Here is a 20246-nt window from a genome sequence, read left to right on the forward strand (position 1 = left end):
AACATGGCCGATCCGCTCTACATCCGCATGCATGCGTGCGACAACGTGGCCATCGTCGCCAACGACGGCGGCCTGCCGCCCGGTGCGACCTTTGCCGACGGTTTGAGCCTGCGCGAGCGCGTGTCGCAGGGCCACAAGCTCGCGCTGGTGGACCTGCCGCAGGGCAGCGCGGTGCTGCGCTACAACGTCGTCATTGGTCATGCGCTCAAGGACATTGCGGCCGGCAGCTGGGTGCATGAGCGCCTGCTGCAGATGCCGGCCGCGCGCGGACTCGAAGGGCTGCCGATGGCGACCGTGAAGCCGCCGACACCGGCGCCGCTGGAAGGCTACAGCTTCGAGGGTTACCGCAATGCCGACGGTTCGGTCGGCACCCGCAACATCCTCGCCATCACGACCACGGTGCAGTGTGTGGCCGGCGTGGTTGAGTTTGCGGTCCAACGCATCAAGGCCGAGCTGCTGCCGAAATTCCCCAACGTCGATGACGTGGTGGGCCTGGAGCACACCTACGGCTGCGGCGTCGCCATCGACGCGCCCGACGCCATCATTCCGATACGCACCTTGCGCAACATCAGCCTGAACCCCAACTTCGGCGGCGAGGTCATGGTGGTGAGCCTGGGCTGCGAGAAGCTGCAGCCCGAGCGCCTGCTGCCGCCGGGCACCATCCAGATCGTTGACGAGCGCAATGTGGCCGACGTCGGCGTGAATGCCGAGGCACCGCTCGACGTGGTCTGCCTGCAGTCCGAGAACCATGTGGGCTTCATGTCCATGATCGATTCCATCATGCAAGCCGCGGTGCTGCACCTGGAAAAGCTCGATGCGCGCCGGCGCGAAACCGTGCCCGCCAGCGAACTGGTGGTCGGTGTGCAGTGCGGCGGCAGCGACGCTTTCTCGGGCGTCACGGCCAACCCGGCGGTGGGCTTTTGCACCGACCTGCTGGTGCGCGCCGGCGCCACGGTGATGTTTTCCGAAACCACCGAGGTGCGCGACGGCATCGACCAGCTGACCTCACGCGCCAGCACGCCGGAAGTGGCCGAAGCGATGATCCGCGAGATGGCCTGGTACGACGCCTACCTGCACAAAGGCCAGGTCGACCGCAGCGCCAACACCACGCCCGGCAACAAGCAGGGCGGCCTGTCCAACATTGTCGAAAAAGCCATGGGCTCCATCGTCAAGTCGGGCAGCGCGCCCATCAGCGGCGTGCTCGCGCCCGGTGAAAAACTCAAACAAAAGGGCCTGATCTACACCGCCACGCCGGCCAGCGACTTCATCTGCGGCACGCTGCAGCTGGCCGCCGGCATGAACCTGCATGTGTTCACTACCGGACGCGGCACGCCTTACGGCCTGGCCGAGTGCCCGGTGATCAAGGTCGCCACGCGCAGCGACCTGGCCCGGCGCTGGCACGACCTGATGGACGTCAACGCCGGCCGCATCGCCGACGGGCAGGCCAGCATCGAAGACGTGGGCTGGGAGCTGTTTCACCTGATGCTCGACGTCGCCAGCGGCCGCAAGAAAACCTGGGCCGAACACTGGAAGCTGCACAACGCGCTGGTGCTGTTCAACCCGGCACCGGTGACCTGACCTGATCCTCTTACCCCTGTATCACCCCGTACCCCAACTTCTTAAAAAAGCGAACTCCTCATGACCCAAGTTACTCCCTATCAGTCCTTCCCCAACAGCTTCAAGCGCGACCTGCGGGCCGGCAAGAAACTGATCGGCTGCTGGTCCTCGCTGTCCAATGCCATCACCACGGAGGTGCTGGGCGTGGCCGGCTTCGACTGGATCCTGCTCGACGGCGAACATTCGCCCAACGATATCGCCACCTTCATCCCGCAACTGATGGCGCTGAAAGACAGCGCCAGTGCACCCGTGGTGCGGCCGTCTTCCAACAACGTGGTGGAGCTCAAGCGCCTGCTCGACGCCGGCTTCTACAACTTCCTCGTGCCCTTTGTCGAAAGTGTGGACGAAGCGAAACGCGCCGTGTCCGCGACCCGTTACCCGCCCCAGGGCATACGCGGCGTGTCGGTGTCCCAGCGCAGCAACCGCTACGGCTCGGTGCCCGACTACTTCAAGTCGATCAACGAACACATCTGCGTGATGGTGCAGATTGAAAGCCGCGCCGGCGTGGCGGCGGCGCGCGACATTGCGACGCTCGACGGCGTGGACGGCATTTTTGTCGGCCCCTCCGACCTGGCCGCCGGCCTGGGCCACCTGGGCAACGCCGGCCACCCGGAAGTGCAGGCAGCCATGGCGTCGATTTTTGCGGACGCCAAAGCCTGCGGCAAACCCATTGGCATCCTCGCGCCGGTGGAGGCCGACGCACGCCGCTACATCGCCATGGGCGCCACCTTTGTGGCCGTCGGCAGCGACCTGGGCGTGTTCCGCTCGGCCACGCAGGCCCTGCGTGACAAGTACCTCGACTAGCTTTGCCTGTCATCCCGCACTCGATCCGGGATCCATGCCTACGCCCTCTGAATCGTGGCGCATGGGCCGCAGATCTTTTTAACGAATAAAGGAGTATTTGAAATGAGCAAGCTGGGTTTTATCGGTCTGGGCATCATGGGCGCACCCATGGCCGCACACCTCATCAAGGCCGGTCACGAGGTCTTCCTGGCCACGCGCAGCAAGGTGCGCGCCGAGCTGCTGACCGGCCAGGCCGTGGCCTGCGCCTCGGCGCAGGAAGTGGCGGAAAAGGCCGACATCATTTTCATGATGCTGCCCGACACGCCTGATGTGCAGAAAGTGCTGTTCGGCGACAAGGGGGTCGCTGCCGGTCTGAAGAGCAACGGAAAAGGCAAGACGGTGGTCGACATGAGTTCGATCTCGCCGATGGACACCAAGGACTTCGCGGCCAGGATCAATGCCCTCGGCTGCGACTACCTCGACGCGCCGGTCTCCGGTGGCGAAGTCGGCGCCAAGGCCGCCAGCCTGACCATCATGGTCGGCGGGCCGGACGCCGCGTTTGAACGCGTCAAGCCGCTGTTTGAGCTGATGGGCAAAAACATCACGCTGGTCGGCGGCAACGGCGACGGCCAGACCTGCAAGGTCGCCAACCAGATCATCGTGGCGCTCAACATTGCCGCCGTCGGCGAAGCCCTGCTGTTTGCCAGCAAGGCCGGCGCCGACCCGGCCAAGGTGCGCCAGGCGCTGATGGGCGGTTTTGCCGCCTCGCGCATCCTGGAAGTGCATGGCGAACGCATGATCAAGCGCACCTTCAACCCGGGTTTTCGCATCGGCCTGCACCAGAAAGACCTGGGCCTGGCGCTCAGCGGTGCGCGCACCCTCGGTGTGGCGCTGCCGCAAACCGCCAGCGCCGCGCAACTCATGCAGGTCTGCAGCGCCAACGGCATGCAGGACCTGGACCACTCGGCGCTGGTGCGTGCACTGGAGCTGATGGCCAACCACGAAGTCGCCAAGGCATAAGGCCACGGCATACGCCCGGGCAGTTTTCAACAAGATTTTTCAGGAGACAAGACATGACCATCAATCGCCGCAAGGTTCTCGCATCGTCCGTGGCCCTGGGCCTGGCCGCTTCCGGCGTCCAGGCGCAAACCCAGGCTTGGCCGGCCAAACCGATCCGCCTGATCGTGCCGTACCCACCGGGCGGCTCGTCGGACATCATCGGCCGCTCCATCAGCCAGGCGCTGTCCGAAGCGCTCAAGCAGCCCGTCATTGTGGAAAACCGCGCGGGCGCCAACGGCAACCTCGGCGCCGACCTGGTTGCCAAGTCCGCGCCCGACGGCTACACGCTGCTGCTGTGCGACACCGGCGCGCTGGCCATCAGCCCCTCGGTCTACACCAAGCTGCCTTTCGACCCGAGCAAGGACCTGCGCGGCGTGACCATGCTGGCCTACTCGCCGCACCTGTTGGTGGTGCACCCCTCGGTGCCGGCCAACAACCTCAAGGAGCTGGTGGCGCTGTCGCAAAAGACGCAGCTCAACTTCGCCGTCACCGCCATGGGCAGTGCGCCGCACCTGGCCGGTGTGTCGGTCGAGCGGGCCAGCCAGGCGAAATGGCAGTACATCCCCTACAAGGGCGGCTCCCAGGCGGTGAACGACACCATCGCCGGCCAGACCCAGGTGCTGATGAACGGCATGCTGGCCACCTTGCCTTTTGTGCAGAGCGGCAAGCTCAAGATCCTCGGCGTGTCCAAGGCCACGCGCATGCCGCTGATCGGCAATGTGCCGACGCTGCAGGAGCAGGGCATCGCCGGCTTCGAGTCCGGCACCTGGCAGGGTGTGCTGGTGGCTGCCGGCACGCCCGCGCCCATCGTCAACCGCCTGAATGCCGAGCTCATCAAGATCATCCGCAGCCCGGAGATACGCGCCCGGCTCAGCGGGCAGGGCGCCGAGGTGGTGACCATGTCGTCCGCCGAGCAGGACAGGTTCTTCAACCAGGAGCGCAAGCGCTGGGCCGAGGTGGTGGCCCAGGCCGGCATCAAGCTGGACTGATAAGCTGCTATTGATTCAATAGCTGCTGGCGCTCGTGTTTATTGGGCCGGAGGCCGATTTTGCATGTAAACAGCGCGCAGCGCCCCATCAGGTGCGCTGGCCGTGCGCCGCCAGGTGCTCGGCCAGCAACTGGGCCGAGGGTGACAGCGCCGCGGCATCGCGATAACAGATGATGAAGCGCCGCTGCGCCCAGGGCTCGGCCATGGGCACCATGGTCAGGCCGTAGGCTTCGGCGTAGATCTCGGCCACCTCGCGCGGCACCAGGCTGATCGCCAGCCCGGCGCGCACCACGCGCAGCGCGGCCTCGAAGTTGGCAACGATCACCCGCTGGCTCACGCTGCGCCCCAGCCGCGCCGCGGCGCGCTGCAGCATCACCTGTACCGCGCTGGCCACCGGCATGCTCACATGTTCGTAGTCCAGCGTGTCCTCGAAGCGCAGGCTTTGGCGTTGGGCCAGCGCGTGCTGTTTGGGCACCACCATGCACAGGTGGTCGCTGCGGTAGGGGCGTGACTGCAGCGGCCCCAGGTCCACCGCGTCCCAGCAGATGCCCAGCGAGGCCGTGCCGTCGCGCACGCCGCGCACCACCTCCGGGCTCACGCGTTCTTCCATGTCCACCTGGATGTTGGCGTGCGCCGGCAGTTGCAGGAAAGACGCCACGTCGTCGGCCAGCGACTCGGCCATGGCCGAGGCCGAGGCCAGGATACGCACCTGCCCGCGTACACCTGCCGCATAGGCCTCCATGTCGCGTTCGATGCGCGCCGCGCTGGCCAGCATGGCGCGCGCGTGTTCCAGCAGGGTCTGCCCGGCGGCGGTGGGTTCCACGCCATGGCGCTTGCGTGTCAGGATGGGCGTACCCACGGTCTGCTCCAGCTGCGCCAGCCGCTTGCTGATGGCCGAGCCGACGATGCTGGCCTTTTCGCCGGCGCGCGCGATGTTGCCGGTTTCGCAGACGGAAACAAACAGCCGCAGGGTGGTGAGGTCCAGGTCGCGCATGGTGATGTGCCTTGATATTCCATTTTGGAAACTTACACGTTCCAAAATAGAGAAGAAATTTCTTTCTGGAAATTTTAAACTGCAGGCCAACGGATCCGACCCACAACAGGAGACAAACCTTGGCTGCACCCATCGTCACGCGCGCCGTGTTGCCGCAGCACGCCATCATTCGCGAGATGGGCCTGCGCGACGGCCTGCAAAGCATTGCCCAGGTGATGCCCACCGCGCAAAAACTCGAATGGCTGCGCGGCGCGTACGACGCCGGCCAGCGCGAGATCGAGGTCGGCTCCTTTGTGCCGGCACGCCTGCTGCCGCAACTGGCCGACACCGCCGAGCTGGTGGCCTTTGCCAAAACCCTGCCGGGGCTGGCCGTGTCGGTGCTGGTGCCCAACTTCAAGGGCGCCGAGCGCGCCATCGACTGCAATGCCGACCTGATGCTGGTGCCGCTGTCGGCCAGCCACGCCCACAGCCTGGCCAACCTGCGCAAGACACCCGACGAGGTGGTGACCGAGATTGCCCGCATACGCGCGGCGCGCGACGCGGCCGGTTCGTCCACGCTGATCGAGGTCGGCATCAGCACCGCCTTCGGCTGCACGCTGCAGGGGAGGGTGGCGCCCGCCGAGGTGCTGCGCCTCGTCAAGGCCGTGCTCGACACCGGCGTGGACCGCGTGAGCCTGGCCGACACCGTGGGGTATGCCGACCCGGCCATGGTGCAGGAGCTGTTTGCGCTCACGCTGCCGGTCGCCGGCGACAAGCTCAACTGCGGCCACTTCCATGACACCCGCGGCCTCGGCCTGGCCAACGTGTATGCCGCGCTGCAGATGGGCATCACGCGTTTCGACGCCTGTCTGGGCGGCATAGGCGGTTGCCCGCATGCGCCCGGCGCCAGCGGCAACGTGGCCACCGAAGATCTGGCTTACCTGCTGGCCAGCATGGGGGTGGCCACCGGGCAGGACTTCGACCAGCTGATCGCGCTGCGCGAAAAGCTTGCCGGCTGGCTCCGCGGCGAGACCCTGCACGGCACCTTGTGGCGCGCGGGCCTGCCCAACACCATGAAGGCCGCCGATACCGCGGCCGCGCTGGCCTGATCCCCGTTTCAACCCAACCGGATTCCCGATGACAAGCACTGACCGCCCCGCACCGCAACCCCTGACCGGCCTGCGCGTCATCGAGTTCACCCACATGGTGATGGGTCCGACCTGCGGCATGGTGCTGGCCGACATGGGCGCCGAGGTCATCAAGATCGAACCCATCGACGGCGACCGCACGCGCCGCCTGCTGGGCGCGGGCTCCGGCTTTTTCCCCATGTTCAACCGCAACAAGAAAAGCATAGGCATCGACCTGCACAGCGAGGCCGGCGCCGCGCTGGCGCGCAAGCTCTGCGCCGGCGCCGACGTGGTGGCCGAGAACTTCAAGCCCGGCACCATGGCCAAGTACGGCCTCGACTACGCCGCGCTGAGCCAGGTCAACCCGCGCGTGATCTATGTGAGCCACAAGGGTTTTCTGCCCGGCCCGTACGACCACCGCACCGCGCTCGACGAGGTGGTGCAGATGATGGGCGGCCTGGCCTACATGACGGGCCGGCCCGGCGACCCGCTGCGCGCCGGCACCAGCGTCAACGACATCATGGGCGGGCTGTTCGGCGCCATTGGTGCGCTGGGCGCGCTGATCCAGCGCGGCATCAGCGGCAAGGGCATGGAAGTGCAGTCGGCGCTGTACGAAAACAATGTTTTCCTCATGGGCCAGCACATGCTGCAGTTCGCCATGACGGGCAAACACCCGGCGCCCATGCCCGCACGCGACAACCCCTGGGCGGTGTACGACGTGTTCACGGTGAAAGACGGCGAGCAGATTTTCCTGGCGGCGGTCAGCGACGCGCAGTGGCAGACCTTTTGCGACGTGCTTGGTTTCCCCGACCTGAAAGCCGAGCCCGAACTCGCCACCAACAACCTGCGCGTGGCCCTGCGCCCGCGCCTGCTCAAGACGATTGCCGAACGCATTGCCGGGCGCAGCGCCGCCGAGCTGTCGGCCATCATGGAACAAGCCGGCCTGCCGTTTGCGCCCATCCGCCGGCCCGAAGACCTGCTGGACGACGAACACCTGCTGGCCACCGGCGGCCTGGCCGACGTGCGCCTGCCCGACGGCCCGAAAGCCGGCGAGAGCGTCAAGACCACGCTGTTTCCCATCACCATGGGCGGCCAGCGCCTGGGCGTGCGCCTGCACCCGCCGCGCCTGGGCGAACACACGCGCGAGCTGCTGGAAGGCCTGGGCCTGGCTGGCGCCGAGATCGACGCGCTGCGGGACCAGGCCGTGGTGGCCTGAACCGCCGTTGAAGAGTGAGTGAATTGCAAAACCAAAGAAGGAGACAAATGATGAAAACCGTAGAACAACACATGCTGTCACGCCGCAACGCCCTGGCCGCCCTGGGCGGCCTCGGCCTGGGCGCCGCAGGCCTGTCGCTGGGCGGTGCCGCCCATGCCCAGTCCGACAAGGTGGTACGTTTCATTCTGCCCATCAGCGCCGGCTCGGGGGTGGACACCATCGTCCGCGCCTCCAGCGCGGCGCTGTCCAAAGCGCTGGGCCAGACGGTGGTGATCGAGAACCAGCCCGGCGCCGGCGGCCTGGTCGGCACCTCGGCCATGATCAAGTCGCCGCCCGACGGCCAGACGCTGAGCGTGGTCTCCAACAACCACGTGATCTACCCGAGCGTGCTCAAGTCCGTGCCCTTCGACCCGCTCAACGACATCACCCCGATTGCCGTGCTGGGCGCCACCCCCATGGTGCTGGTGGTCAATTCGAAGCTGCCGGTCAAGGACCTCAAGGAATTCATTGCCCTGCTCAAGGCCAGCCCCGGCAAGTACAACTACGCCTCGTCGGGCAACGGCACCATCCTGCATCTGGCGGCCGAGATCTTCAAGGACCTGACGCGCACGTTTTCCACCCACATTCCCTACCGCGGCTTCGGCCCGATGATGCAGGACATCGTCGGCGGCCAGGTGGACTGGGGCGTGGGTGCGCTGCCGGCGGTGGCGGGCCAGGTCAAGGCGGGCAACCTGCGCGCCCTGTGTATTGCCTCGCTGGCGCGCAGCCCGGCCGCACCCGACATTCCGACCTCGGCCGAGGCGGGCCTGCCGTTCTACGTGGTCGAAGGCTGGTTTGCCGCCGTGGGCCCCAAGGGCATGAGCGCCGAGAACGTCAGCCGCATCCACGCCGCCTTCTCCACGGCTTTCGCCACGCCCGAGGTGAAGGAAGCCATGGCCAAGCAGGGCAACATCATCAAGGTGTCCACGCCCGAAGCGGCGAAAGAGTTCTTCGCCAGCGAGCTCAAGCGTTACGCCCGCGTCGTCAAAAGTGCCGGGGTGGTGCCGCAGTAAGTGGCCCGGGAGCGCTGCGTCGCTCCTGATTTGATAGCTGCTTGCGTCCGAAGGTATTGGGTTGGAGGCTATTTTGGCTTGTAAAAAACTGCATCGCCTCAACCTGCGCGGCGTCGTCGCATCAGCCAGTCCACCCCTTCGAACAGCGCTTCGCTCAGCAGCGCCAGCAAGGTGGCGGGCAGGGCGCCTGCCAGCAGCAGCTCGCCGTCGTTCAGCGCCAGCCCGGTGACGATGCGTTCGCCATACCCGCCCGCGCCAATGAAAGCCGCAATTGTTGCCGTGCCGATGGCAATGGCGGTGGCCGTGCGCACGCCGGCCACGATGGTCGGCAGCGCCAGCGGCAGCTCGACCAAGCGCATGCGCTGGCCAGAGGTCATGCCCAGCGCCTGCCCGGCCAGGCGCAGGCCGGGCGACACCTCGTTCAGCCCCGCCACCGTGTTGCGCATGATGGGCAGCAGTGCGTAAAGCATCAGCGCCATCAGCGCCGGCAGCGTGCCGATCACGCCCATCAGCGAGATCAGCATGGCCAGCAGCGCCAGCGAAGGCACGGTCTGCATCAGCCCGGTGGCGCCCAGCACCAGCGCGCGCAGGCGCGGGTGCGGAAACACCCACACCGCCAGCGGAATGCCGATCAGCGCCGCCAGCGCGACCGAGATGAAGGTCAGCGCCAGGTGCTGGCGCGTCAGCCGCGCCAGGTCGGGGCCGAAAAGCTTGGCCCAGAAGCCGCGCTGGCTCGGGTCTTTTGTGGTGTTGCTTGCGGCGGGTGTGCCGCCGGCCTTGGCCGCCAGGTGGTCGCGGGCGATCACGTCAAACGCCACGCCCTGCAGCTCGGCCCGCGCATTCATCGCGATCATCGCGTTTTCATCGATGCTGCCGCTGAGCTTTTGCAGCGCCGCCCAGGCCTGCGGAAAACGCGTGGGCACGTCCAGCCGGTACAGCAGCACCGCGTCGTAGCGCGGGAAGTAGGCCTTGTCGTCCTTCAGCACGCGCAGGCCCAAGTGGCCAATCTTCGCGTCGGTGGTGTAGATGTCGATCACGTCCACCTGCTTTTGCGCAATCGCGTCATACGCCAGCCCGTGGTCCAGCGCCACCGGCACCTGCGGCGCGCCATAACGCTGCGCCAGCCCGCGCCAGCCGTCGGCCCGGCCGATGAATTCGTTCGACAGGCCCAGTCTCAAGGTAGGGTGTTTCACCAGATCGCTCAATGACGTGATGCCCAGGCGCTGCGCCGTGTCCTCGCGCATGGCCAGCGCATAGCCGTCGTTGAAGCCCAGCGGCACCGCCACACCCAGGCCCAGCGGCGCCAGCGCGGCGTTCATGGCCGCCGTTGTCATGCCCGCATCACCCTTGAGGATCTCCTGGCTGATGGTGCCCACGTACTCCGGGTACAGGTCGATGCTGCCCGAGCGCAGCGCCTCATAAACAATGGCGGTGTTGCCCAGGCCCTGCAGCACCGAAGGCGGCGTGGGCGTGTGCGGCGCAGCCGTCTGCGCCAGCACCTGCGCGAGGATGTAGGACTCGGTGAACCGTTTGGAGCCGATGCGCAGCGTGTCGTTGGCCGGCGGCGCGGCGAAGCTCAAGCTGCTGACAAGGGCCAGCAGCAGGGCGATGCAGCAGGCGGCAAGGGCGGGGAGGCAGCGTGTCATGGCGCCAGTATCGCCGCGCCGGCTGCGCGTGCCAACCGCCGTATCTGTCAGCTCGACGCCCCACCCGCACCCGCGCCCCAGGCACCATCCACCATCCTGTGGCAGACTGCCTCCCACCGAACGCACCCACCCAACCACACAAGACCCCATGACCATCCAGCTCTACGCTTTCGACACCCCCAACGGCCGCAAGATCAGCATCGCCCTCGAAGAAATGGGCCTGCCCTACGAGGTGCACGTGGTGGACATCACCAAGGGCGAGCAGACCGCGCCAGAGTTCCTGAAGATCAGCCCCAACAACAAGATCCCCGCCATCATCGACCCCGACGGCCCGGGCGGCCAGCCCATCAGCGTCTTCGAGTCCGGCGCCATCCTGTATTACCTGGGCGAAAAGACCGGCAAGTTCTGGCCGCAGGACCTGCGCGCCCGCGTGCCCGTGATGGAATGGCTGATGTTCCAGGTGGGCGGCTTCGGCCCCATGCCCGGCCAGGTGCACCACTTCGCCGGACTGACCAACGAAGCCGACCGCCGCTACGGCCTGGAGCGCTTCATGGCCGAAACAAAACGCCTCTACGGGGTGATGGACCGCCGCCTGGCCGACCATGCCTTCTTTGCAGGCGAAGAAATTTCAATCGCCGACTTCGCCATCGTCGGCTGGGCCTGGCGGCATGAGCGGCACAAGATTGATCTGGCGGATTTCCCGCATGTGCAGCGGTGGTACCGGGGGATGATGGCGCGGCCTGCGGTGGCGCGGGGGCTTGGGGTGGCTCTGCGGCGAGCTTAAACAGATGATTTGACGGCCTCAAAGTGATCCAAAGATGAGTGGCCTTGGTTAATCGTATCGCCCGCGGGTGCGCCACACCACTGATTACGACCTTCGCTATCAAATACACGCTAGTTCGTCGATGGATCCGGCCGTCCCGTGACTAGGGAACGAGCGGGTCCCCACCATAGGACGTTTGTGGCGTTACGGAAACCGGGGACGGTACTGGTACGCTATTTTTAACATTTCGGGTGCCATTCGAATTGTGAATAACATCGACAAGTTCAACTTTGAACCCATCCCGCGCAAGCAACTCACCTAGACTCCAAAGATAGGCTTCATTTGGTACAACACGTACCAGTTGCATAAGGCTTTCACCTAATTTGGTGAGCCTATAAAAGCCAAGGCCGGTTACTTTTTTTGGGTCATCTGTTGTGAGCAACAAGCCGCGGTTTGCGCATGTCAATAGATGAATATTTCGACCATCTGTTGTGTGAAATGGCTCCGCCTGGTCGATATAGCCCATTGACGAAAAACCACCCACTACTCCCAGTTCTTCAAGAAGAGCGAGTTCAGGAGGACCAAGCTGATTAGGGATTTTCTCGGGCTCCGCCAATGGTTGCCACGACTTTCCATAAATTATTCTGATGCGCTCTATTACAGTGCATGTTAGCGCTTCAATCAGCTTTGCCTCGTCTTGGGAAAGGCTTCGCAAAAAATCGAGAGTTCTGTAAGTGAACGAACCAGGGCTTCGTATCTCACCGGCAAGGACATTCCCCCATAGCTGTTGGAGCGACTCGGAAGACACGCCGCTAGCCGAATCTCGCCAGCGAAAAAACCAATCTGGTCCTACCTCTAGGTTTGGCGGTTCACTGGAGTCGTTTTGCAGCACGCTTTCTGCATGCGCGATGGCTTTTTCAATATTGACCTCTTTTTGCAGATATTCGAGCGTTTGAGCTTTAGTCACTTGGCGAGAAAATAGATCAAAGTCAAAACTTGGCTCTACCTTATCTAATTCCGACTTTGATTCACCATTCCCCAATAACATGGTCTCCTGGGGTGGAGCAGCGCTGCGATTGCGGAGAAACGCGATTCGCTGCTCAGCAGCGGCTATTACAACCATTCTGTGACCTACCGCAGCGGCTTCAGCTTTTGCTACACGGGCAAGCTGCCACGGCTGAGCAAGCCCGACGCCACTCTTTTCCACTGTGTCCCAAAGGCGGATTAACAATTTTTCTCCAGGCCAAGCCATACGTACTTCTTTCAAAAGTTGCTGGTATTACGCTGCGTTTTGTGAGTATGCCTTGTGCTTGTCCCGTAAAAGACCGAATTCGAGCGCTTGCGATAGCCGTGTTCAATACCTCAGGCTATACCGTTCTAAAAAGTAGTTAGTTGGCGCGCTATTTTTTTGGACAGCCCATAGTACGCTGCGTTGAGCGCGTCATCCGTCTACCGGGAGTAATGTAAGTTGCGTCCAACTTCAACTATGGGAGTTTCATCCATGGAGAAAACCAACATGCAACGCAGAACGTCTACGTGGTGCGCGTCTTTGTGCAATTGTGTGCAGCGCTGCTGGACCACAAAGCGCTCGCGGACAAACTGACCGCGCTGGAGCGGCGCGTTTCACACCACGACAATTCCCTAATCGAAGTAATTGATGTCATTCGCGCCTTGATGGCCCAGCCCAAAGCGGCCAACCGGCAGAGTGGTTTTACCGCAGACTTGTCGGCGAAGGCTGCCGATCGCTAGTGTTTGGATAGCTGCTGGCTGTCGTGTTTATTGGGCTACAGCCGTTTTATTTGTATGAATAATTTCGCTGAATGCGGCCATTCAAAGGCATGGAACAGGCCTGCAGGTGCTGAAGCGCATAACATGCGCTTGATCCTTGTTGAGAGGATTCGACCCTGCCCATCGGCCCGGAAATACCAAGACATGAACAACGATCTCCCCTCCCTGACCCAGTCCCTGCGCGACTTCGCCCAGGCGCGCGACTGGGAGCAGTTTCACTCGCCCAAGAACCTGGCGTCGGCCCTGTCGGTGGAAGCGGCGGAGCTGCTGGAGCACTTCCAGTGGCTGACGGAAGAACAGAGCCGCACCTTGGCCGCACCCAAAAAGGCCGAGGTGGCCGCCGAGGCCGCCGATGTTTTGCTGTACCTGCTGCAGCTCTGCGACAAGCTGCAGATTGACCTGCTGGAAGCGGCGCGGCTGAAGCTGGTCGTTAATGCCGGCAAGTACCCGGTGGACAGTGCCCGCGGCTCGAGCCAGAAATACACGGAGCTCACCGACCCGAAGCAGGGTGGCTGAGGGCGCGCGTTACTCCTGATTTGATAGCTGCCTGAGCAATGGGTATAAGGGCCGGGAGCCGGTTTGGCTTGCAGCGTTGAGAGCGAAAATCGGCCCTGGCGAGGCCAGGCTCAGAACAGCCTGACCCACCACAGGCGCAGGCGCATGCCCAGCTCGGTGGTGTAGCCGGCGCTGGCGCTGCGCAGCCGGCCTTGCCCGTCAATCACCACAAAAGAGGGCACCGACTGGAAGCCGAAGGCGCGCGTCAGGTCGCCACGCGCATCGACGGCGGTTTGCCAGGGCAACTGGCGCTGTTGCTGTACCTGCCTGACCTTGTCGGCGGGGCCGGACTGCATGGCTACCGTGAGCACCGGCCAGTCCTGAGCCAGCCGGGTGACGCTGTTCTCTTCGGCGCGGCAGATCGGGCACCACTCGGCCCAGAAGTGCAGGGCGACCGGCTGGCCGGGGTGGGCCTGGCGCCACTGGGCCAGCGTGGTGCTGCGCGTCGTGCCGTCGGGCTGCAGGACGCTGATGGCCAGATCGGGCGCCGGCCCGGCCGGCACATGCCGCGTCTGCCAGGCCTGCACCGCAACCACGATGGCCACCAGCAGGGCCAGTTGAACCAGATGGCTTTTCCAGTTGTTGCGCAGGTGCGCAGCCAAGCGGGTGATCAGGGTGTTCGGGGTGTTCAGCATGGGCTCCGAGTATCGTCCAGGCCTTGCTGGCCCGTACCGCCGCTACGGGAAGCCCCGGCGGGGCTGTGGGCGTGCGTGCGGCGCATGGTTTGCTATTAAATGCATAGCTGCTTGTGCCCGTGTTTATTGGGCGAGGGTTATTTTTCGAAGTGAACTTGCCAAGGGCAAGTAAATCATTTACATTCTGAATTTGAAATTCACGAATATAGAATTTAATGCAGCTCAAGCCTCAAGACTTTGTAGTGGCCCTGAAGCTGGTGGCTTGGGGCGATCAGCGCTGGACATATGCGCGGCTGGCCCAAGAGCTGGGGTTGAGCGCCTCTGAGGCGCACGCCTGCATCAAGCGTGGTTTGCAGGCGGGGCTGCTGGTGCAGAACCACGAAGCTCTTGCGCCGGAGGTGGCCGCGCTGGCGGTGCACGAGCCAGCCGCCATTTACCGCGTGGCCCGGCGCAAGCGGGTCAGCGGCGAAGATGCTCCTGCCGATAACCCGGTGCGCCCCCACGCGCGCCAGCTGGCTGAGTTTGCGCTGCATGGCGCCAAATACGCTTTTGCAGCCGACAAGACGCCTTCCACGATCGGTGTGCCCACAAGCCACAGCGCCCCGGCATTTGCGGGCGTATTCGCGCCGGGGTCTGAGGATTACGTGTGGCCGCACCCCAATGGCACCATGCGTGGCATTGGCATAGAGCCACTGCACCCCAGCGTGCCGTTTGCGGCCATGCAAGACGCCAGGCTGTATGAAATGCTGGCCCTGTTTGACGCCCTGCGCGTAGGCCGCGCGCGCGAGCGCGGCATGGCCATGGAGCGGCTGCAGGCTCTGATTGACCCATCCGCGCCAAAGCCGTTGAAAGGGCCTGTGCGTGGCTAATCCCAACCTTGGTTTGTTGATAGGCATGGCCCAAGCGCTGGGGCCGCTGTGTGAGCGGGTGGTGTTTGTGGGTGGATGTGCCACGGGTCTTTTGCTGCCTGGCCCCAATCTGCTGGACGTGCGGCCTACAGAAGATGTCGATGGCATTGTGGAGGTGGCCACGCTGGCGGGTTACCACGCATTGGGCGATGAACTGTTGCAACGGGGCTTCAAGCAGACGATGGAGGACAACACGCCGCCATTCCGCTGGTTCTGGCAGCGCATGCAGTTGGACCTGGTGCCCCTGGACGAAAGGGTGCTTGGCTTTGCCAACCGCTGGTATCGCGCAGGGTTTGACGCTGCGGTACAAACCGAGGTGGCTCCGGGGCTGGTGCTGCGCCATTTGTCTGCGCCGTATTTTCTGGCATCCAAATTTGAGGCTTTCAAGGACAGGGGCCGCAATGATGTGTACACCAGCCACGACCTGGAAGACATACTCGTCGTGATTGAAGGGCGGGCAGAGCTGGAGCAAGAACTATCAACGGCTGCAATGGATGTGCGCCAGCATGTGATGGATTGCGTCGACAAACTGCTTGCCAACCCCGATTTCAACAACGCGTTGGCCGGCTTGCTCAGTCAACCTGACAGGGAGCCGTTGGTGCGAGCCCGGCTGCAGCAGCTCACGGTGTGAGACAAGCTCGCTGGACTTGGTCTTGAGGTACAGATGTGACAGACGCTGTAGCCTGGGGGCGGAATGTGCCTTGAGATTGAGTCGAAATGCTACTAAAACAATAGCTGCTCATGCTTGTTTTACCTGGGCTAGAGGCCGATTTGACATAAAAAAAGCCGCCGGCAGTTGCCAGCGGCTTTTCTTTATCGGGCAGTCGGCGAACCGGTCAGACCGAACCCCACACCTCCTGCGCCGTCTCGATCACCAGACGCAGCTTGGCGCGCTGCGCCTCCACCGCGATGTCGTTGCCGTGCACGGTGCTGCTGAAGCCGCACTGCGGTGACAGGGCCAGTTGCTCCAGCGGGGCGTATTTGGCGGCTTGTTCGATGCGGTGCTTCAGCTCGTCCTTGTCTTCCAGCGTGCCGAACTTGGTGGTCACCAGGCCCAGCACCACGGTTTTGCCTTTGGGCAGGTAGCGCAGGGGTTTGAAGTCGCCGCTGCGAATGTCGTCGTACTCCATGAAGTAGGCGTCGAGGTTCATCTCTTTCAGCAGCGCCTCGGCCACCGGCTCGTAGTTGCCGCTGGCGGCGTGGGTGCTTTTGAAGTTGCCGCGGCACAGGTGCATGGCCAGCAGCATGCCGGGCGGTTTCTGGGCGACCACCAGGTTGATGAACTTGGCGTAGCGGTGCGGCAGCTCGTTGGGGTCATCACCGCGCTGGCGGGCGGCTTCGCGCATTTTTTCGTCGCACAGGTAGGCCAGGTTGGTGTCGTCCATCTGCACATAGGTGCAACCGGCAGCGGCCAGGCTGCGCAACTCGTCGCCATAGGCATTGGCCACGTCCTGGTAGAACTCGGGGTCGAGCTCGGGGTAGTGCTCGCGGCTGATGCCGGCGCGGCCGCCGCGGAAGTGCAGCATGGTGGGCGAGGGGATGGTCACCTTGGGCGTGTTGCCGGCGCTCACCTGGCTTTTGAGGTACTGGAAGTCGGCGAGCTGGATGTCTTTCACGTGGCGCACCTTGTCGATCACGCGCATCACCGGCGGGGCCAACTCCTGCGTGCCGTCGGGCCGGATGACGGTGACCGGGATGTCGGTTTTCACGCCGCCGATCTGCTCGAGAAAATCAATGTGGAAGTAGGTGCGGCGGAACTCGCCGTCGGTGATGCTTTTCAGGCCCACGTCTTCCTGGAACTTGACGATCTCGGTGATGGCCTTGTCTTCCACCTTGCGCAGCTGCTCGGGCGTGATCTCGCCTTTGGCCTTCTGCTCGCGGGCCTCCAGCAGGTATTTGGGGCGCAGAAAACTGCCAACGTGGTCGTAGCGGGCGGGGAGCTGGGTCATGTCTCTTTTCCTTTGAGGTCGATGAAGTCAGGCAGGCGGAAGGGGAAGGTGAAGGTAAATACTAAGGCACAGCCGCCGGTTGCCGGTCTACAGGTCCAGCACCAGGGTTTTGCTTTTGGCGCGCGAGCAGCAGGGCGTGAACTGGTCGTTCTTCGCCTTCTCCTCGTCGGTGAAGTACATGTCGCGGTGGTCGGGCTCGCCCTCGAGCACACGCGTGATGCAGGTGCCGCAGACGCCTTGCTCGCAGGAGGTGAGGATCTCGATGCCGTGGTCTTTCAGCACCTGCACAACGTTCTGCGCCGCGCTCACGGTGTAGCTTTTGCCGGTGCTGGCGATCTTCACCTCAAAGCCGGTGTCGCCTGCGGTGTCCTGCGGCGCCGCGCCGAAATACTCGAGGTGGATCTGCTCGCTGCGCCAGCCGCTGGCCTTGGCCGTGCTGACCACATGCTCGATGAAACCGGCGGGGCCGCAGACATACAGCTGGTGTTCGGGGGCGGCGCCGGCCAGTGCGGCCGGCAGGTCCAGTTTCTGTTCCGCCGGACCGGCGTCGAAGTGGAAAAACACCCTGTCGGCAAAGGCCGAGTCGCGGATCTCCTGGCGGAAGGCAGTGCGTTCGGCCGAGCGGGTGCAGTAATGCAGGGTGAAGTCTGCGTGGATGGCCGCCAGCCGCTGTGCCATGCACAGCAGCGGCGTCACGCCGATGCCGCCGGCCAGCAGCAGCGTGCGCGGTGCGTGCTGCAGCGGAAAGTGGTTTTTCGGCGGACTGATGCGGATCATGTCGCCCTCGTTCACGGCCTCGTGCATGGCGACCGAGCCGCCGCGCGACGCGGGGTCGCGCAGCACGGCGATGCGGTAGCGGTGCTGCTCGATGGCCTCGTTGCACAGCGAGTACTGGCGCGTCAGCCCGCCGGGAATCTGCACATCGACATGCGAGCCTGCGCTGAAGGCCGGCAGCGGCGCACCGTCGGCGCGGGCCAACTCGAAGCTGGTGATGCCCTCGGCTTCAATGGTTTTTCGGATGACCTTGACTTCAAGACTGTCCATGGTCAGGCCGCCTGCTGCTGGGCTTGAACAGGTGCCTGTTCCTGCGCGATGAGGCGATCGATGATGCGGCGCGACTGCACGCCGCCGGCGTCGATGTTGAGCATCAGCAGCTTGCGTTGCGGGAACAGCGTGAGGTTGCGCTGCTGCGCTTCCAGCACCGCGGTGTCTTCGGCGAACACCTTGCCCTGGCCCTCGCGGATCTGCGCGGTGAGCGCCTTGTCCTTGGGGTTGAAGTTGCGCGCCATGCCCCAGAAATACCACATCGAGGTTTCGGTTTCCGGCGTGATGAAGTCCACCACGATGCTGCTGACCTTGTCTTTCGGGTCGGCGTGGTAGCCGCCCTTGCCGGCGTGCGCCACGCCGACCTCGATCATGATATGGCTGGGCGGCGTGAAGCGGCAGACCTGCCAGCGGTCCACCGGCACGTCGTCGGCCAGGTTGTTGCCGCGCAGGTTGGCGCGCCAGAAGGGCGGCGGCATGACGTTTTCCATGAAGCGGCTGGTCACCACACTCTCGCCCTCGGTTTTGGTGGTGACGGGGGTTTCGTCGATTTCCTTCTGGCCGATGCTGGTGGTGTGCACATAGGTCTCGTGCGTCAGGTCCATCAGGTTGTCGATCATCAGGCGGTAGTCGCAGTGGATGTGGTACAGGCCGCCGGCATAGGCCCACTCGGGGTTGTCGGCCCAGTCGAGGTGGGGGATCCTGCTTTCATCGGCCAGCGCCGCGTCGCCGGTCCAGACCCAGATGAAGCCATGGCGCTCCACCACCGGAAAGCTGCGCGTGCGCGGAAAGCCCTGCACGCGCTGGCCGGGCATGGAAGCCACCTTGCCGTCGCATTCCATCACCAGCCCGTGGTAGCCGCAGACCAGCTTGCCTTCGCAGACGGTTCCCAAGGACAGCGCCGCGCCGCGGTGCGGGCAGAAATCATCCAGCGCGGCGACCTTGCCTTCGGGGCCGCGGTAAAAAACAATTCTCTCGCCGCAGATCTGCCGGCCCAGCGGCTTGTCGTCGATTTCGGCGGGGGTGCAGGCAACATACCAGGTGTTTTTGGGAAACATGACGCTTGTCCGGAAGGAAGAGGGGTGGAGGGCAGGGAAGGATGTGGAGAGGTTTTTGGCGATGCTGTCCGCCTGGAACGGCTGGACGTCTCAGGCGGCGATTATGCAAAAAAATGGATTTGTTGTATACATTGGCCTTGAAATTTAGCAAAATTCGCGCGCAATAACCGGAAAGTCAGCCTGAAGAGGTGTTGACTGTATACATCAAGAGATCCAGATGAACGACAAAACCATTTCCCTGGCCGCCGCCGAAGCGCAGGAGCCGGGTGCCTCCCAGACCGTCAAGGCGCAGCTGCGGCTGCGCGAAATGATTCTGGCCGGCGAGCTGCCCAGCGGCGCGCGTATTGCCGAGCTGGCCATTGTGGAAAGGTTGGGCGTGTCGCGCACGCCGATCCGCGCGGCGCTGATGCGGCTGGAGCAGGAGGGGCTGCTGGAAGGGCTGGTCAACGGCGGTTATGCGGTGCGCACGTTTTCGGAGCGCGATGTGTCCGAGGCGATTGAACTGCGCGGCACGCTCGAAGGGTTGTCAGCGCGGCTGGCGGCCGAACGCGGGGTGGCCGCCGCGGTGCTGGCCGAGGCGCGCGCCTGCCTCGGGCAGATCGACGGCGTGCTGAGCCAGCCGGCCCTGGATGACGAGTCTTTCCTGCGTTACGTCACGCTGAACCAGCGCTTTCACAACCTGCTCAGCGAGATGGCCGGCAGCACGGTGATCACGCGTGAACTCGAGCGCGTCGTCAGCCTGCCGTTTGCCTCACCCTCGGGTTTTGTCGTGGCGCAGGCCAACTCGCCGCAGGCGCGTGACATGCTGATCGTGGCGCAGGACCAGCACCGCCAGGTGCTGGACGCCATCGAGCGGCGCGAAGGCGCACGTGCCGAAGCCATCATGCGCGAGCACTCGCGCATCGCCCAGCGCAACCTGCTCGAAGCCATGCAAAGCCAGGACCTGGAGCGGATGCCCGGCGTGCGGCTGATTCGCAAGCGCGGCTGAACGCTGCAACCCCCAGGCCTTGATATGCATATTTGCTATAGCTGCAAGGCGGAAATCCATCTTGCGCATCTGACCGCGCAGGGGGATAGTCCGCGGT

At 64.0% G+C, this 20246-nt stretch carries 20 protein-coding genes; 13 read left to right on the top strand and 7 right to left on the bottom strand.

Annotation, left to right across the window (positions count from 1 at the left end; all coding sequences use genetic code 11):
• The first annotated feature begins 3 nt into the window (after positions 1–3).
• The 4 genes from garD (at position 4) to B7G53_RS11660 (ending at position 4448) form a co-directional block, all read left to right on the top strand.
• Complete coding sequence (garD, locus tag B7G53_RS11645) at positions 4–1578, top strand: galactarate dehydratase (protein ID WP_096667784.1); 1575 nt, start codon at positions 4–6, stop codon at positions 1576–1578.
• A 60-nt stretch (positions 1579–1638) separates the two neighbouring features.
• Positions 1639–2421 carry a 2-dehydro-3-deoxyglucarate aldolase gene (gene garL / locus B7G53_RS11650; protein ID WP_096667786.1) on the top strand — a complete coding sequence of 261 codons (783 nt, stop codon included), beginning with the start codon at positions 1639–1641 and terminating at the stop codon, positions 2419–2421.
• A 102-nt stretch (positions 2422–2523) separates the two neighbouring features.
• On the top strand, positions 2524–3420 hold the full coding sequence (gene glxR, locus B7G53_RS11655) for a 2-hydroxy-3-oxopropionate reductase (protein ID WP_096667788.1): 897 nt from the start codon (positions 2524–2526) through the stop codon (positions 3418–3420).
• A 53-nt stretch (positions 3421–3473) separates the two neighbouring features.
• The gene (locus B7G53_RS11660; protein WP_096667790.1) at positions 3474–4448 is read left to right on the top strand and encodes a Bug family tripartite tricarboxylate transporter substrate binding protein; all 975 of its coding nucleotides are present in this window, start codon (positions 3474–3476) and stop codon (positions 4446–4448) included.
• Between the two features lie 87 nt (positions 4449–4535).
• On the opposite strand, the gene B7G53_RS11665 is transcribed toward B7G53_RS11660, so the two are convergent.
• Positions 4536–5441, bottom strand: a complete 906-nt coding sequence (locus B7G53_RS11665; RefSeq protein ID WP_096667792.1) for a LysR family transcriptional regulator — start codon at positions 5439–5441, stop codon at positions 4536–4538.
• A 176-nt stretch (positions 5442–5617) separates the two neighbouring features.
• Between B7G53_RS11665 and B7G53_RS11670 the strand changes: the two genes are divergently transcribed.
• Genes B7G53_RS11670 through B7G53_RS11680 form a run of 3 tightly spaced genes read left to right on the top strand, consistent with a single transcriptional unit; the run spans position 5618 to position 8815 of the window.
• Positions 5618–6529, top strand: coding sequence for a hydroxymethylglutaryl-CoA lyase (locus B7G53_RS11670; RefSeq protein ID WP_096667965.1), 912 nt, complete (start codon positions 5618–5620; stop codon positions 6527–6529).
• Between the two features lie 28 nt (positions 6530–6557).
• A complete protein-coding gene (locus tag B7G53_RS11675; RefSeq protein WP_096667794.1) occupies positions 6558–7763 on the top strand; it encodes a CaiB/BaiF CoA transferase family protein in 1206 nt (401 codons plus the stop codon).
• A gap of 50 nt (positions 7764–7813) precedes the next feature.
• On the top strand, positions 7814–8815 hold the full coding sequence (locus B7G53_RS11680) for a Bug family tripartite tricarboxylate transporter substrate binding protein (protein ID WP_369680280.1): 1002 nt from the start codon (positions 7814–7816) through the stop codon (positions 8813–8815).
• A gap of 98 nt (positions 8816–8913) precedes the next feature.
• On the opposite strand, the gene B7G53_RS11685 is transcribed toward B7G53_RS11680, so the two are convergent.
• Complete coding sequence (locus tag B7G53_RS11685) at positions 8914–10461, bottom strand: glycine betaine ABC transporter substrate-binding protein (protein WP_096667798.1); 1548 nt, start codon at positions 10459–10461, stop codon at positions 8914–8916.
• A gap of 148 nt (positions 10462–10609) precedes the next feature.
• On the opposite strand from B7G53_RS11685, the gene B7G53_RS11690 reads away from it, so the two are divergent.
• Complete coding sequence (locus B7G53_RS11690) at positions 10610–11245, top strand: glutathione S-transferase family protein (RefSeq protein ID WP_096667800.1); 636 nt, start codon at positions 10610–10612, stop codon at positions 11243–11245.
• Between the two features lie 142 nt (positions 11246–11387).
• Here B7G53_RS11690 and B7G53_RS11695 read toward each other — a convergent pair whose 3' ends face one another.
• Positions 11388–12491, bottom strand: coding sequence for a DUF2806 domain-containing protein (locus B7G53_RS11695; RefSeq protein WP_176491348.1), 1104 nt, complete (start codon positions 12489–12491; stop codon positions 11388–11390).
• A 269-nt stretch (positions 12492–12760) separates the two neighbouring features.
• Here B7G53_RS11695 and B7G53_RS11700 point away from each other — a divergent pair, with 269 nt between their 5' ends.
• A complete protein-coding gene (locus B7G53_RS11700) occupies positions 12761–12973 on the top strand; it encodes a hypothetical protein (RefSeq protein WP_096667804.1) in 213 nt (70 codons plus the stop codon).
• A gap of 183 nt (positions 12974–13156) precedes the next feature.
• The gene (locus B7G53_RS11705; RefSeq protein ID WP_096667806.1) at positions 13157–13528 is read left to right on the top strand and encodes a nucleotide pyrophosphohydrolase; all 372 of its coding nucleotides are present in this window, start codon (positions 13157–13159) and stop codon (positions 13526–13528) included.
• A 110-nt stretch (positions 13529–13638) separates the two neighbouring features.
• On the opposite strand, the gene B7G53_RS11710 is transcribed toward B7G53_RS11705, so the two are convergent.
• The gene (locus tag B7G53_RS11710; RefSeq protein WP_255249982.1) at positions 13639–14202 is read right to left on the bottom strand and encodes a redoxin domain-containing protein; all 564 of its coding nucleotides are present in this window, start codon (positions 14200–14202) and stop codon (positions 13639–13641) included.
• A 215-nt stretch (positions 14203–14417) separates the two neighbouring features.
• Between B7G53_RS11710 and B7G53_RS11715 the strand changes: the two genes are divergently transcribed.
• Complete coding sequence (locus tag B7G53_RS11715; protein WP_096667808.1) at positions 14418–15071, top strand: hypothetical protein; 654 nt, start codon at positions 14418–14420, stop codon at positions 15069–15071.
• Positions 15064–15741: a hypothetical protein gene (locus tag B7G53_RS11720; protein ID WP_141396326.1), complete on the top strand. Its 678-nt coding sequence runs from the start codon at positions 15064–15066 to the stop codon at positions 15739–15741. Before B7G53_RS11715 ends, B7G53_RS11720 begins: the two co-directional genes overlap by 8 nt.
• Positions 15742–15946: 205 nt before the next feature.
• Here B7G53_RS11720 and B7G53_RS11725 read toward each other — a convergent pair whose 3' ends face one another.
• The 3 genes from B7G53_RS11725 to B7G53_RS11735 all read right to left on the bottom strand — a co-directional run bounded on the left by B7G53_RS11725 (position 15947) and on the right by B7G53_RS11735 (position 19161).
• Complete coding sequence (locus B7G53_RS11725; protein WP_096667812.1) at positions 15947–17059, bottom strand: 5-methyltetrahydropteroyltriglutamate--homocysteine S-methyltransferase; 1113 nt, start codon at positions 17057–17059, stop codon at positions 15947–15949.
• A gap of 87 nt (positions 17060–17146) precedes the next feature.
• Positions 17147–18103, bottom strand: a complete 957-nt coding sequence (locus B7G53_RS11730; RefSeq protein ID WP_096667814.1) for a PDR/VanB family oxidoreductase — start codon at positions 18101–18103, stop codon at positions 17147–17149.
• Between the two features lie 2 nt (positions 18104–18105).
• Positions 18106–19161, bottom strand: coding sequence for an aromatic ring-hydroxylating dioxygenase subunit alpha (locus B7G53_RS11735; protein ID WP_096667816.1), 1056 nt, complete (start codon positions 19159–19161; stop codon positions 18106–18108).
• 217 nt (positions 19162–19378) lie between these two features.
• Between B7G53_RS11735 and B7G53_RS11740 the strand changes: the two genes are divergently transcribed.
• On the top strand, positions 19379–20149 hold the full coding sequence (locus tag B7G53_RS11740; RefSeq protein ID WP_096667818.1) for a GntR family transcriptional regulator: 771 nt from the start codon (positions 19379–19381) through the stop codon (positions 20147–20149).
• The last annotated feature ends 97 nt before the right edge of the window (positions 20150–20246 follow it).

Source organism: Polaromonas sp. AET17H-212 (assembly GCF_002379085.1).
Classification (GTDB): Bacteria; Pseudomonadota; Gammaproteobacteria; order Burkholderiales; family Burkholderiaceae_C; genus Polaromonas.